Source organism: Sporosarcina sp. NCCP-2331, assembly GCF_023707945.1.
GTDB classification, from domain to species: Bacteria; Bacillota; Bacilli; order Bacillales_A; family Planococcaceae; genus Sporosarcina; species Sporosarcina cascadiensis.
Genome location: NZ_BRCD01000024.1, coordinates 44,440 through 57,346 on the forward strand (window position 1 = coordinate 44,440; position 12,907 = coordinate 57,346).

The following is a 12,907-nucleotide window of genomic DNA, read 5'->3' on the forward strand; positions in this document are numbered from 1 at the left end:
AAATAGAGAAGTTTAAGCAAACTTACATTACATGTATATACATGTATTCTACTGGATTTATTCGACTTGTCAATCAATTTATCACTATATCTTTTACCTGTCAGACTTCACTGAGTGATTAACAGCAAGAGGAGAATTCATCTTGTGCCGCTTCTAGCTGTCATAGTTATCAATGACCTCATGCAGTTCACCCAGTTTGTTTAATAAATCTATATATTCATCTTTGCCAATAGAACTTTCAATCCGCTCTTGAACCTCATACCAGACAGGCGTAGCATTATTTAATTTTTCATAGCCTAATTCTGTTATGGATACTACCTTCGTCCGCGAATCATGCTCAGCCCTATGAATCTCAACCAGCCCGGAATCCTTTAAAATATTCAGGTTACGCGTAACCGTTGTCTGATCCAGCAGCATGATCTCTCCAAGCCTGCTGATTGAAATATCAGGTGAAGTATAAATATTGCCCAGCATATAGTATTGAGTAATTTTCAATCCCGTGGGTTTCAGCAGTCTATTGTACAGCTGTGTCAGTGATCCAGATACAGTTCGCAGATTGGCGCATGCGCAGACTTGGATGATATGATCAGCTTGTTTCTGGTCTAATTCTCGTTTCATTAAGTCCGCTCCTTTATAAAAATCCACTTATTTAAATTTTCTGTTATTCTTGACATATTATACACACCATATATTATTATATGTATATACATGGATTATAACAAAGTTTATGATTCCTGTAAAAACTTTATGCGGGTGTTGCCCAGCATACAGATGGGAGAGATACGGATGAATGAACTTAATTTAGTGGATGGAATTAATTTAGAGAAAACTCTTATTGGTGCATTGGACATCACATTTAAAGAGGCGACGCCTGACAAAGTAGTTTGCGAGATGCCGGTCGGGCCTAAAACTCATCAGCCAATGGGTTTGCTCCATGGAGGGGCTTCTGTCGCTCTTGCAGAAACTGCCGCAAGTTTTGCTGCGGCCTTGAACCTGAATCCTCAAACACATTACCCGGTAGGTTTGGAAATCAACGCAAATCATATACGGGGTAAAAAAGACGGCGTGGTAACTGCCACCGCTACGCCATTGCACCGCGGCCGTACATCTATGGTTTGGGATATCCAGATTACCGACGAAGAAGGAAAATTAATCTGTATTTCTCGATGCACCATTGCGGTTGTGGCAATAAATAAAAACGAACAATGAAATTTCCGTAAACAAAAAATCCCTGCAGCGTCCAATTAAGGATGCTGCAGGGTATTTTTTATATTAACCGATGGAACCTTCCATCTCGAACTTGATCAATCTGTTCATCTCTACCGCATATTCCATCGGCAGTTCTTTTGTGAATGGCTCGATGAAGCCCATGACGATCATTTCCGTTGCTTCCAGTTCAGGAATACCGCGGCTCATCAAGTAGAAGAGCTGCTCTTCGGAAACTTTCGATACTTTTGCTTCGTGTTCCAATGAAATATTGTCGTTCAGGATTTCATTGTATGGAATTGTATCGGAAGTGGATTGCTTATCCATGATCAATGTATCACATTCAATATTTGCACGGGCACCGTCCGCTTTACGTCCGAAGTGGACAATACCGCGGTATGTTACTTTCCCGCCGTGCTGAGAAATCGACTTAGATACAATTGTTGAAGAAGTATTTGGAGCCAAGTGCATCATTTTCGCACCGGCATCCTGATGCTGACCTTTACCTGCAAGAGCGATCGATAATGTCATACCGCGTGCGCCTTCGCCTTTTAAGATAACAGCCGGATACTTCATCGTCAATTTAGAGCCGATGTTGCCGTCAATCCATTCCATTGTGGCGTTTTCTTCACACACCGCACGCTTTGTTACCAGATTGTAGACGTTGTTCGCCCAGTTCTGGATAGTCGTGTAACGGCAATATGCATCTTTTTTGATGATGATTTCAACTACCGCACTGTGCAGGGAGTTTGTTGTATAGACAGGTGCTGTACAGCCTTCTACGTAATGAACGCTTGCGCCTTCGTCCACGATGATCAGTGTACGTTCAAACTGTCCCATGTTTTCCGAGTTGATACGGAAATACGCCTGTAGCGGGGTTTCTACTTTCACGCCGGGCGGCACATAGATAAACGATCCACCCGACCATACTGCAGAGTTTAGCGCTGAGAATTTATTGTCAGAGTTCGGAATAACCGTACCCCAATATTTCTTGAACAACTCTTCGTTTTCAAGAAGTGCAGAATCCGTGTCTTTAAAGACAATTCCCAGATCCGTAAGTTCTTGTTTCATATTGTGGTAAACCACTTCTGATTCATACTGTGCAGATACACCTGCCAAGTACTTTTGTTCTGCTTCCGGAATGCCCAGTTTATCAAACGTACGCTTGATTTCTTCAGGCACTTCATCCCAAGAAGTTTCTGTTGCTTCAGAAGGTTTTACGTAGTACGTGATTTCATCGAAATTCAGTGAATTCAAGTCTCCGCCCCACTGCGGCATTGGTTTGCTGTAGAAAATCTCCAAAGATTTTAAACGGTAATCCAGCATCCACTGCGGTTCTTCCTTCATATTAGAAATCTCTTCTACTATCTCACGTGTCAGACCGCGTTCTGAACGGAATACAGAAACGTCTTTGTCATGGAAACCATATTTGTAATCGCCGATTTCCGGCATTTGTTTCGCCATTTTTTATTCCTCCGTCCCATAATTGCTCATACTTTGGCCAAGGTCACTGCGGCTCGCCGGAGACTCCCTTTTCCATCGCTTTCCAGCTCAATGTTGCACACTTAATACGGGCAGGGAATTGCGCGACACCCGAAAGAGCTTCTAAATCATCTAATTCAATAGAATCATCCAAGTCTTTGCCTAACATCATGTCTGAAAATGCATGAGCGAGTTTCGTTGCCTGTTCTGTCGTTTTGCCTTTGATCATCTGAGTCATCATGGAAGCTGACGCCATTGAAATGGAGCAGCCTTCCCCTTCAAACTTCGCTTCTTTGACGATATCATCTTCCACATTCATAGTCAGATGAATCACGTCACCGCAAGTCGGATTGTTCATATCGATCGTGACATTTCCGCCTTCCAGAACGCCTTTGTTTTTCGGATTTTTATAATGATCCATGATTACAGACCGGTATAGCTGATCCAGTTTATTAGTTGACATCTTTGAAATACTCCTTTGCTGAGCGAAGTCCTTCCACAAGACGGTCTACGTCTTCTGTTGTGTTATAGAGATAGAAACTGGCACGGGCTGTCGCTGAACACGCAAGCCATTTCATTAATGGCTGTGCACAGTGATGGCCGGCACGGACAGCAATTCCGTTCATGTCCAGCACAGTGGCAACATCGTGCGGATGTACATCATCCAAATTAAATGTCACTAAACCTGCACGTTTTTCGGGATCTCTTGGACCATAGATCGTCAGCCCGTTAATTTCAGACATCTTATCCATTGCATAGCCCGCCAGATCGTGTTCATGACGTTCGATTGCATCCAGACCGATTTCTTCTAAATAATCGATGGCTGCGCCTAAACCGATGGCACCTGCAATAATAGGCGTGCCTCCTTCAAATTTCCAAGGGAGCTCTTTCCAAGTTGATTCGTAAAGACCGACGAAATCGATCATCTCTCCGCCGAATTCAATCGGTTCCATGTTATTGAGCAATTCTTTCTTGCCGTACAGTACACCGATTCCTGTAGGTCCGCACATTTTATGTCCGGAAAACGCAAGGAAATCACAATTTAGCTTCTGCACATCGATTCGCATATGAGGAGCAGCCTGCGCAGCATCCACACACATGATTGCTCCATGCTGATGAGCAATTTCCGTAATTTCTTCAATCGGGTTCATCGTTCCAAGGACGTTTGAGACATACATAATCGACACAATTTTCGTACGGTCTGTAATGGTCTCTCGCACTTTATCCAGTGACAGCGTGCCGTCCTCTTCCAGATCAATATACTTCAGGACTGCGCCGGTTTCTTTAGCGAGCTGCTGCCACGGAATGATATTGGAGTGATGTTCCATATGAGTAATGACAATTTCATCGCCTTCAGAAACATTTGCATGCCCATAGCTTTCTGCTACTGTATTCAATGCAGTCGTCGTACCGCGCATGAAAATAATTTCTTCTGTTGACTTTGCATTTATAAATTTACGGACTTTTTCCCGAGCACCTTCATAACCGTCTGTTGCTTTATTTCCAAGCGTGTGCACTCCGCGATGCACATTGGAATTATTCCAGCGGTAATAGTTGTCGAGTGCCTCAATGACTTGAACAGGCTTCTGTGAAGTAGCTGCGCTGTCCAGGTACACAAGAGGATGTCCATTGATTTCTTGATCAAGTATCGGGAAATGATTGCGGATCTCTTTATTGAGCATTAGCGCACTTTCCTTTCGATTACCTCCGTCAATTGTTTTCTAACTCCTTCAATCGGCAATTTGCTGACCACCGGCGCTAAAAAGCCATGTATGATGAGGCGTTCTGCTTGTTCTTTTGAAATACCGCGGCTCATTAGATAGAACATTTGCAGCGGATCTACACGGCCAACTGATGCTGCGTGGCCTGCTGTCACATCATCTTCATCAATAAGCAAAATCGGATTCGCATCTCCGCGTCCTCTTTCACTCAGCATGAGGATTCTTGACTCTTGGACTGCGTTGGAGCGGGTTGCCCCTTTCGCAATACGGCCGATTCCGTTAAAGATTGCAGATGAAGATTCTTTCATCACACCGTGCTTCAGAATGAAACCGTCTGTATCAAGTCCCCAGTGCACAATTTCAGATGTGAAATTCTGCTTCTGGTTTCCACGTCCGACAACTACTGATTTCATATCACTTGATGAGCCGTTTCCGACTAAGTGCGTGATATTTTCAGAAATGGTGTTGCTGTCGTTCATCAAACCGAGCGCCCACTCAATCCGTGCATGCGGTCCAGTAACGCCACGGCGGTTCACGTATGTTGTCAAACCCTCTGCTAACACGTCCACTGCACCATAAACTACTTTCGCATTATCCTGAGCAAATACTTCCGATACAATGTTCGCCTGACCTTCACCGTGCTCCATTGTAGAAAGATAGTTCTCTACATATGTCACAGAGCTGTTTGCCTCCGCTACCAATAAAACGTGGTTGAATAATGAAGCTTTTTCATTATCGTGTATGAACAGCACTTGAAGCGGCTCTTCAATCACTACATTTTTCGGTACATATACAAATGCTCCGCCGTTGATCAATGCTGCATGCAAAGCAGTCAATTTATGTTCATCGACTTTGACGCCGTCCGTCATTAAATACTTCTGCACCAGGTCACTGTGCTCACGTGAAGCAGTGAAGATGTCCGTTAAGATTACACCCTGTGACTTCAAATCATCTGATAATGAAGTGAAAGAAGGAGTATTATTGTGCTGCACGTAAATATTTTCTTGCTGTTCGTGGTCAATCAATGCTTTTGCTTCTGTCGGTAATTCTTCAAGCGTCGCAAAAATTGAGCTTTCTACTGTATGTGAAGGGAATTCTGTGAAATTCCAATTAGTAATCTTTGTTTTATCTGGTTTCGGCATTGCAAGAACTTCTGCTTTCGCAAGAGCATTTGCACGAAAATCTGCCATCCAAGCAGCTTCCTCCACGTTTGCGGAATAAGAGCGGACGTCCTGTTCGGTCAATGCCAATTTTGTTTCAACCGTCATTTTTAGTCGTCCCCTTTCTTATGCTTCTGAATGAACTGTTTCGTCTTCAATGCCCAACTCTTCTTTAATCCAGTCATATCCTTGGCTTTCAAGTTTAGCTGCCAGTTCAGGACCGCCAGATTTCACTACTTTACCCTGCATCATCACGTGTACGTGGTCAGGTGTAATGTAGTTAAGCAAACGCTGATAGTGTGTGATGATCAAGCAGCCAAATCCTTCACCGCGCATTTCGTTAATTCCATTAGAAACAACTTTTAATGCGTCGATATCCAGACCAGAGTCAATCTCGTCCAGAATCGCGAATTTTGGTTTTAACATCATAAGCTGAAGGATTTCATTACGCTTTTTCTCTCCGCCTGAGAAGCCTTCGTTTAAATAACGAGTTGCCATATCTTCATCCATTTCCAAGAACTCCATTTTGCTGTCGAGTTCACGGATGAATTTCATCAGACCGATTTCATCGCCTTCTTCACGGCGTGCATTGATACCTGAACGAAGGAAATCTGCGTTTGTTACGCCAGTGATTTCACTTGGGTACTGCATTGCAAGGAACAGACCAGCCAATGCACGCTCGTCTACTTCCATTTCTAAAACATCTTGTCCATCAATCGTGACAGATCCGGATGTTACTTCATATTTCGGATGACCCATGATTGCAGAAGCAAGTGTGGATTTCCCCGTACCATTGGGACCCATGATTGCATGAATCTCATTTGTATTTATTGTTAATGTAACACCTTTTAAGATTTCCTTGCCTTCAATTTCGACATGAAGATCTTTAATTTCCAAAGTTGCCATTCCAATACCTCCAGTATAGTCGCGTTGAATGGTTAGCCATTCTCTATTTAGTATCATTCTAATCTTACCCCATATTCGAACCGGTTGCAAATCTTTGAGAACCATTATATATTGTGACAGAGTTCCTTGATCCCGCGCTGTTGATAAGGGTTTTCCCTACTGTCTATTTTTCAATTGAATACCGTCTAATGAGAATCAGCAAAAGAATAGTACATAAGAATTAAACAAAAAAAGCCGACAAAAATCGCCGGCTTTTTATCCACTTTTATACTTTTTTTGTGAAACGGTCCACGATCATTGCAAGTGCACCGTCTCCTGTTACGTTGGTAGCTGTACCGAAACTATCCTGTGCTAAATACAGAGCAATCATCAGCGCAACCATCGCTTCGTTAAAGCCCAGCATGGATGTAAGCAATCCTGTCGCCGCCACAACAGCTCCTCCAGGAACGCCCGGAGCCGCGATCATTGTAACCCCCAGCATGAATATAAACTGCAGATAACTGCCGAAACTAATGTCGAATCCGTTCATCAGCATGACGCCGATTGAGCAGGAAACGATAGTAATCGTACTTCCGGATAGATGGATTGTCGCGAATAAAGGAATAGCAAAATTCGTAACTCGTTCGGAAGCACCGGTTTTCTTGGCCTGCCGCAGCGTAACAGGTATCGAAGCAGCGGAAGACTGTGTGCCTATTGCCGTTAAATAAGCAGGCAGCATAGTTTTCATTAGACTGAAAGGATTACGTCCATTCAGTGCACCTGCTGTCGTATACTGGATTGTCAGCATAATCAGATGCAATGCGATAATCATAATAAATACGACTACGAACACGGAGAGCACATTGGCCACTTCACCTGTGTACGTCATGTTCAGGAAGATACCAAAAATATGAAACGGCAGCAAAGGGATAATGACAACAGAAATAACTTTCTCGATAATTAAATTAAACTCATCAAAGAAGCTCATCATTGTTCTGCCTTTAATGGAAGCCATGCCGATTCCCAGAACGAATGCCAGCAGTAGCGCTGTCATGATGCCCATGACCGGATCCATTTCCATCTTAAAGAACGCTGTACCCGCTTTACGCGCACCTTCTGCAATAGAAGTATCCGTTGATTGGTGGATGAAGCTCGGTAAAATCGTCGTCGCCGCAAAATATGCGAGCAGTCCCGCAATAATAGTAGATCCATATGCAAATGCAGCAGACAGACCAAGAAGTTTGCCTGACCCTTTTCCAAGCTTTGCAATACTTGGCGCAATGAACGCGATAATGATCAGCGGAACAATAAAGTTTAAAAACCCTCCAAACAGCATATTAAATGTGGCCGCCAGCCGAACGAACCAATGCGCAAACCCCTCATGTACAGCAGGCAGCAGCATACCCAGCCCGATCGCCAGCACAATGGCAATTAAAATTCGCCAAATGAGCCCTAATTTAAACTTCACAATACGTCCTCCTCAAATAGACATCTGTATGACTGAAACAAAATAACTTTACCACAAACCACCGTAAGAATATAGATTTGAACTAAATTTGTAATTGTCAAAATGTTATAGACGTAAAAAAGCCGGCAGCTAAATGCACTGCCGGCCTACTCTACATTATTTTACAGGAACGACCGCGCCGCCCCATTGTTCTACAATGAAATCTTGAATTTCTTGGGATGTCAGAACTTCTACCAATGCTTTGATTGCATCGCTGTCTTCATCGCCTTTTTTCGTAGCGACGATATTTACGTATGGTGATTCTTTATCTTCCAATGCGATTGAATCTTCCATCGGATTCAATCCTGCATCGATTGCAAAGTTCGAGTTGATCAACAATGCATCACCTTCGTCGTTGTTATAAAGCTGAGGCATAAGAGCCGGCTCATAATTCGGATCGAATTCCAAGTTTTTCGGATTTTCTACGATATCATCCAGCTCTGCTTTTACTTTCTCCACGCCGTCTTTCAACTTGATTAATCCTTTTTCTTCTAACATCGCAAGCACGCGTCCGTGATCCGCTACCGAGTTACTGATCAGGATTGTTGCACCTTCAGGAAGTTCTTCAAGCGTCTTATATTTTTTCGAATACACACCGATTGGTTCAATGTGAATAGATCCTGCATTTACAAAGTCATAGCCAAAATCCGCAATCTGACTTTCTAGGTACGGAATGTGTTGGAAGTAGTTTGCATCCAACTCACCTTCATCCAAATCTTTATTAGGAAGTACATAATCTGTATAGCTTTCGATTACTAGATCGTATCCTTTTTCAGCTAATAATGGTTTTGCTTCTTCCAAAATCTCCGCGTGAGGTGTATTAGATGCACCTACCGTTAACGTCGTTTTTTCCTCTGCCGGCTTATCTGCATCAACATCTACTGCATCCCCGCTATTCTTGCCATCGTCTTTTGTTCCACAAGCTGCTAAAGCCAATACAAGCACAGCTGCGAATAGACCGAATAAAAACTTCTTCATTTTCACATTTCCCCTTTACCAAAATGTTTTTTTTATATGGTTAACAGGTCTCCCTGAAAATCCCTTTATCGCTTATCCAAACGTTTAACGATTAAATCTCCAATGAACTGAATAATAAATACGATCACAAGAACCAGAATGGTAGCCATCATTGTGACATCTCCGCGCGAACGCTGAAACCCTTCCAGATAGGCGAGGGTACCAAGACCTCCCGCTCCAATTGCCCCTGCCATCGCCGTATAGCCGACGAGCGCAATGGATGTTACCGTAATACCCGACACCAATGCAGGCATTGATTCAGGCAGCAGTACTTTGAAAATGATTGTCGAAGTTTTTGCACCCATTGAACGGGCTGCCTCTATGACGCCTCTGTCAATTTCTTGCAAAGCGATCAATACCATACGTGCATAAAACGGTGCGGCACCGATGATCAATGCAGGCAATGCGGCATTCGGACCGCGAAGTGTCCCAATTAACAGCTTTGTCACCGGGAATAGCAAGATGATCAAAATGATGAATGGGATTGAACGGAAAATATTGACGAATGCTGCGGTAATCACATTTGTAAATCTGTTGGACCATAATTGTCCGCGGCTGGTCAGGAATAACAAAAGACCCAAAGCGATGCCGAAAATAAATGTCAGAACAGTCGAGAATGCTGTCATGTACAGTGTTTCGCCTGTTGCCTCCCACATTTTGTCCCAATTCACGTTAGGAAACCACTGTTCAATCATTTGTCAGCACCTCCGTCTTTACTTCATTGGCGTGCAGGTAAGAAATTGCTTCATCAATGATTGCCGGATTGCCGATCAGCTGTAACATCAATGTTCCGTACGCACCGTCACGCAAAGCGGAGATGTTCCCCTGCACGATATTTACGTCGATCTCAAACTTGCGGATTAATTCTGCCAAAACCGGCTGTTCAGTCCGTTCTCCTATGAACGTCAGCTTTACGAGCTTGCCGTTCGTATCTTCCTGCAGATGCTTAATTGCTTCGTCTGCATCTGCATTATCTGAAACTTGAGAAATGAAACGTTTCGTAATCTCGGCCTGTGGTGATTGGAAGACGTCGAGCACATTGCCGACTTCCACCACTTTTCCCGCTTCCATGACCGCCACGCGATGACAAATCTTCCGGATGACGTGCATTTCATGGGTAATGAGCACAATCGTCAAACCGAGACGTTCATTAATTTCTGTCAGCAAATCTAAGATGGCATTTGTTGTTTCGGGATCCAATGCTGAAGTCGCTTCATCACACAGCAGAACTTCAGGGTCATTAGCAAGCGCTCTGGCAATGCCGACACGCTGTTTCTGCCCGCCTGATAACTGGGAAGGATAAGCTTTCTCCCGTCCTGATAATCCAACCAGATCAATCAGTTCTTTCACTTTCGCGTCGCGTTCAGCTTTCTTCACACCTGCAATCTCCAACGGAAATGAAATATTGTCTTCGACTGTACGCGACCAAAGCAAATTGAAATGCTGGAAAATCATACTGATCTTCTGCCGCGCGTTCCGAAGACCTGCACCTTTAAGTGTAGTCATTTCCAGATCATTGATTACAATACTCCCTGAAGTCGGCTGTTCCAAACCGTTCAACAGCCGGATCAATGTACTTTTCCCCGCCCCACTGTAACCGATGACGCCAAAAATTTCTCCTTCTTTGATAGCCAGCGTCACGTCATCTACCGCTACAATTTCCGCTTGGTTCAATTGGAATCTCTTATGTACGTTTGTCAGTTGAATCATTTTCTGCACCGCCTTTAGTAAATCCGTGATTATGTTTTTTCTTTTGTGTGCTTTATACATGTGTGCCTTTCGGAGCTAAACGGCGCATTCCGCTTTTAATTACATCCAGCTGCAGATGCCAGCTCCTCGGGTCGTTTCGATCTTTCCAGAAAGGCAAAGAGCGCCTTTATGGAAAGCCCTTCAACGCCTGTCGGAGCTAAACGGCATCTTCCGCTTTAGATTAACATCCAGCTGCATGCGCCAGCCTCTCGGGTCACTTCGGTCTTTCCGAAAAGGTGCAAAAACCGCACCTTTGTCGGCAAGCCCTCCAGTGCCTGTCGAGGCTAAACGGCGCATTCCGCTTTTGAATATAAAAAACCCTTCTGCAGACGAGCAGAAAGGCTGAACGTATGAAAAATTATGTACGTTACCGTTCTCTCATCTGTCAAAGCATTCCGCTTTGAGTGAATTGGCACCATTTCACAATTGTGACGGTTGCCGGGCTTCATAGGGCACTTCCCTCCACCGCTCTTTATAAGAGTATCGTTATTCAATTGATTGTATTACTTATACCATATATTCGAGATGAATGTCAAGTCAACTTTTCCAATAAGTTAGGTACGGATTGGAATGCATAGATCTTTTCAATAGGTTTCCCCTGCCGGTGGATGAGCAGGCATGGTACGCTTTCAATCTCGTAATCATAAGCCAGTTGCTCCGTAAAATTCAAATCCGCTTTACCTATCGTTAACTCAGGACGCATCGCTTCGATTACTGTCAGCATTTTTGAGGCCACTGCACACGTTCCGCACATCGGAGTGAACAGATAAAAAGCGGCCAATTGCTCTGCCGCCCGTTCGCGTTCCCAATCGTCAATTGTCCATTTATCCATTTGCTCCTCCTGCCAAGTAGACGGGATGTACCTTGAAATTCGCTGCAACTAAAATGCCCGCCAAGACTTTGAGCGGTGTTGTCGCTACTTCCCGATACAGCCGGTCTGTAAATAAGTGCCTTGCTTCCGGATAAAGTTGCACGAACAATTTGCGGATGGAATCACCCGAGGCGTCCGCATCCACAAAAATGAAAAGATCCTGCTCTTCATATGGCTCCAGAAGTTCTTCTATATGATAGGAACTGATCGTGCCGTTCGTACAAATGATTTCTACCGGTTCCGCCAGCATCGGCATAAGCCTTCTGCGATCGGAACTGCCTTCCACAATGAGTACTTTCGGATGCATCCAGTTTCCTCCTCATAGTGTAAAAAAAGCACCGGAACTTCCCGGCGCTTTTCGTTTTCTTATTCGCCAGCTGTCATTTCATCGTACTGCTCAGCTGTCATTAACTCATCAAGTTCAGCTTTATCTGCAATCTCAACAACGATCATCCAAGCACCTTCATATGGAGATTCGTTTACAAGTTCAGGGCTGTCTTCAAGATCTTCGTTCACTTCTACAACTTTACCTGTTAAAGGAGCGTACAATTCAGAAACAGTTTTTACTGATTCAACGCTTCCGAAAGGCTCGTCTGACTTCACTTCATCGCCGACTGAAGGCAGTTCAACGAAAACGATATCTCCCAGCTCAGACTGTGCGAAATGTGTGATCCCGATACGGTATTTACCGTCTTCTTCTTTTACCCACTCGTGCTCTTCTGAATAACGTAATTCTTTTGGTGTGCTCATGTCTTAACCTCCAACGATTATAATAGTTTATCTATAGTTAGTTTGCCATAGTTCCGAATGAAAGACAAGATTCCCGTTTTACTTTGACCATGTTTCTGTAAAAGTATTTTCATTAAAGCCGACTGTGACATGATCTCCGTCTGTAACGAGCGGTCGCTTGATGAGCATGCCGTCTGAAGCAAGCAAAGCAATCTTTTCATCGTCTGACATCGAAGGCAGTCTGTCCTTTAACTGAAGCTCTCTGTATTTCATTCCGCTGGTGTTGAAGAATTTTTTCATTTCGAGGCCCGAGTTTGCAATCATTGTCCGCAGCGTCTCTTCATTTGGAGGCTGCTCCGCGATATTATACTCTTCAAATGAAATCCCTTCGTTCTCCAGCCACTTCTTGGCTTTGCGGCACGTACCGCATTTAGGGTAACCATAATAAATAACTGTCATATGTAATAACCTCTCCTTTTTCGTCAGTATATCAAACAAACGTAGTATGATGCTAATTTCGTGGTGGCAGTGTTGGGTAAGGCTGGCTGTAGGCTGGTAGTTGGGGATTTGCGCTCTAGGC

At 43.9% G+C, this 12,907-nt stretch carries 15 protein-coding genes and 1 riboswitch; of the genes, 1 reads left to right on the plus strand and 14 read right to left on the minus strand.

The annotated features are described in order from the left end of the window. Positions 1–153: 153 nt before the first annotated feature. Entirely contained in the window at positions 154–618 is a 465-nt protein-coding gene (locus tag NCCP2331_RS13775; protein WP_251671415.1) for a MarR family winged helix-turn-helix transcriptional regulator, read from the minus strand. Positions 619–786: 168 nt separating this feature from the next. Between NCCP2331_RS13775 and NCCP2331_RS13780 the strand changes: the two genes are divergently transcribed. Beyond that, a complete protein-coding gene (locus tag NCCP2331_RS13780) occupies positions 787–1,209 on the plus strand; it encodes a hotdog fold thioesterase (RefSeq protein WP_251671417.1) in 423 nt (140 codons plus the stop codon). A gap of 63 nt (positions 1,210–1,272) precedes the next feature. Here NCCP2331_RS13780 and sufB read toward each other — a convergent pair whose 3' ends face one another. The 13 genes from sufB to NCCP2331_RS13845 form a co-directional block, all read right to left on the minus strand. Next, positions 1,273–2,670 (minus strand): Fe-S cluster assembly protein SufB, encoded by a 1,398-nt coding sequence (sufB, locus tag NCCP2331_RS13785; protein WP_153721176.1) that lies wholly within the window; start codon positions 2,668–2,670, stop codon positions 1,273–1,275. A 43-nt stretch (positions 2,671–2,713) separates the two neighbouring features. After that, positions 2,714–3,151 carry a Fe-S cluster assembly sulfur transfer protein SufU gene (gene sufU, locus NCCP2331_RS13790; protein WP_153721175.1) on the minus strand — a complete coding sequence of 146 codons (438 nt, stop codon included), beginning with the start codon at positions 3,149–3,151 and terminating at the stop codon, positions 2,714–2,716. Next, positions 3,141–4,370 (minus strand): cysteine desulfurase, encoded by a 1,230-nt coding sequence (locus NCCP2331_RS13795; RefSeq protein ID WP_153721174.1) that lies wholly within the window; start codon positions 4,368–4,370, stop codon positions 3,141–3,143. Before NCCP2331_RS13795 ends, sufU begins: the two co-directional genes overlap by 11 nt. After that, entirely contained in the window at positions 4,370–5,677 is a 1,308-nt protein-coding gene (sufD, locus tag NCCP2331_RS13800) for a Fe-S cluster assembly protein SufD (RefSeq protein ID WP_251671419.1), read from the minus strand. The genes NCCP2331_RS13795 and sufD overlap by 1 nt, the downstream gene beginning before the upstream one ends. Before the next feature lie 18 nt (positions 5,678–5,695). Continuing rightward, positions 5,696–6,475 (minus strand): Fe-S cluster assembly ATPase SufC, encoded by a 780-nt coding sequence (gene sufC / locus NCCP2331_RS13805; RefSeq protein ID WP_251671421.1) that lies wholly within the window; start codon positions 6,473–6,475, stop codon positions 5,696–5,698. 265 nt (positions 6,476–6,740) lie between these two features. Further along, on the minus strand, positions 6,741–7,922 hold the full coding sequence (locus tag NCCP2331_RS13810) for a dicarboxylate/amino acid:cation symporter (RefSeq protein WP_251671423.1): 1,182 nt from the start codon (positions 7,920–7,922) through the stop codon (positions 6,741–6,743). A gap of 156 nt (positions 7,923–8,078) precedes the next feature. Continuing rightward, positions 8,079–8,939 (minus strand): MetQ/NlpA family ABC transporter substrate-binding protein, encoded by an 861-nt coding sequence (locus NCCP2331_RS13815; protein ID WP_153721170.1) that lies wholly within the window; start codon positions 8,937–8,939, stop codon positions 8,079–8,081. A 65-nt stretch (positions 8,940–9,004) separates the two neighbouring features. Beyond that, the gene (locus tag NCCP2331_RS13820; protein WP_251671425.1) at positions 9,005–9,673 is read right to left on the minus strand and encodes a methionine ABC transporter permease; all 669 of its coding nucleotides are present in this window, start codon (positions 9,671–9,673) and stop codon (positions 9,005–9,007) included. Continuing rightward, the gene (locus NCCP2331_RS13825; protein ID WP_251671426.1) at positions 9,666–10,688 is read right to left on the minus strand and encodes a methionine ABC transporter ATP-binding protein; all 1,023 of its coding nucleotides are present in this window, start codon (positions 10,686–10,688) and stop codon (positions 9,666–9,668) included. The genes NCCP2331_RS13820 and NCCP2331_RS13825 overlap by 8 nt, the downstream gene beginning before the upstream one ends. A gap of 414 nt (positions 10,689–11,102) precedes the next feature. After that, a riboswitch (SAM riboswitch) is annotated at positions 11,103–11,208 on the minus strand. A gap of 51 nt (positions 11,209–11,259) precedes the next feature. Next, positions 11,260–11,559: a thioredoxin family protein gene (locus tag NCCP2331_RS13830; protein ID WP_251671427.1), complete on the minus strand. Its 300-nt coding sequence runs from the start codon at positions 11,557–11,559 to the stop codon at positions 11,260–11,262. Further along, positions 11,552–11,905 (minus strand): toprim domain-containing protein, encoded by a 354-nt coding sequence (locus NCCP2331_RS13835; RefSeq protein WP_153721167.1) that lies wholly within the window; start codon positions 11,903–11,905, stop codon positions 11,552–11,554. Before NCCP2331_RS13835 ends, NCCP2331_RS13830 begins: the two co-directional genes overlap by 8 nt. A 59-nt stretch (positions 11,906–11,964) precedes the next feature. After that, positions 11,965–12,348 carry a glycine cleavage system protein GcvH gene (gcvH, locus tag NCCP2331_RS13840; RefSeq protein ID WP_153721166.1) on the minus strand — a complete coding sequence of 128 codons (384 nt, stop codon included), beginning with the start codon at positions 12,346–12,348 and terminating at the stop codon, positions 11,965–11,967. 78 nt (positions 12,349–12,426) lie between these two features. Further along, positions 12,427–12,786: an arsenate reductase family protein gene (locus NCCP2331_RS13845; RefSeq protein WP_251671428.1), complete on the minus strand. Its 360-nt coding sequence runs from the start codon at positions 12,784–12,786 to the stop codon at positions 12,427–12,429. Positions 12,787–12,907: the final 121 nt, after the last annotated feature.

Coding starts and splice junctions, on each gene's coding strand:
- NCCP2331_RS13835 (WP_153721167.1), bottom strand. CDS start 11,905: ATGCATCCGAAAGTACTCATTGTGGAAGGCAGTTCCGATCGCAGAAGG.
- sufB (WP_153721176.1), bottom strand. CDS start 2,670: ATGGCGAAACAAATGCCGGAAATCGGCGATTACAAATATGGTTTCCAT.
- NCCP2331_RS13845 (WP_251671428.1), bottom strand. CDS start 12,786: ATGACAGTTATTTATTATGGTTACCCTAAATGCGGTACGTGCCGCAAA.
- sufU (WP_153721175.1), bottom strand. CDS start 3,151: ATGTCAACTAATAAACTGGATCAGCTATACCGGTCTGTAATCATGGAT.
- NCCP2331_RS13830 (WP_251671427.1), bottom strand. CDS start 11,559: ATGGATAAATGGACAATTGACGATTGGGAACGCGAACGGGCGGCAGAG.
- NCCP2331_RS13775 (WP_251671415.1), bottom strand. CDS start 618: ATGAAACGAGAATTAGACCAGAAACAAGCTGATCATATCATCCAAGTC.
- NCCP2331_RS13825 (WP_251671426.1), bottom strand. CDS start 10,688: ATGATTCAACTGACAAACGTACATAAGAGATTCCAATTGAACCAAGCG.
- NCCP2331_RS13795 (WP_153721174.1), bottom strand. CDS start 4,370: ATGCTCAATAAAGAGATCCGCAATCATTTCCCGATACTTGATCAAGAA.
- sufD (WP_251671419.1), bottom strand. CDS start 5,677: ATGACGGTTGAAACAAAATTGGCATTGACCGAACAGGACGTCCGCTCT.
- NCCP2331_RS13780 (WP_251671417.1), top strand. CDS start 787: ATGAATGAACTTAATTTAGTGGATGGAATTAATTTAGAGAAAACTCTT.
- sufC (WP_251671421.1), bottom strand. CDS start 6,475: ATGGCAACTTTGGAAATTAAAGATCTTCATGTCGAAATTGAAGGCAAG.
- NCCP2331_RS13820 (WP_251671425.1), bottom strand. CDS start 9,673: ATGATTGAACAGTGGTTTCCTAACGTGAATTGGGACAAAATGTGGGAG.
- NCCP2331_RS13815 (WP_153721170.1), bottom strand. CDS start 8,939: ATGAAGAAGTTTTTATTCGGTCTATTCGCAGCTGTGCTTGTATTGGCT.
- gcvH (WP_153721166.1), bottom strand. CDS start 12,348: ATGAGCACACCAAAAGAATTACGTTATTCAGAAGAGCACGAGTGGGTA.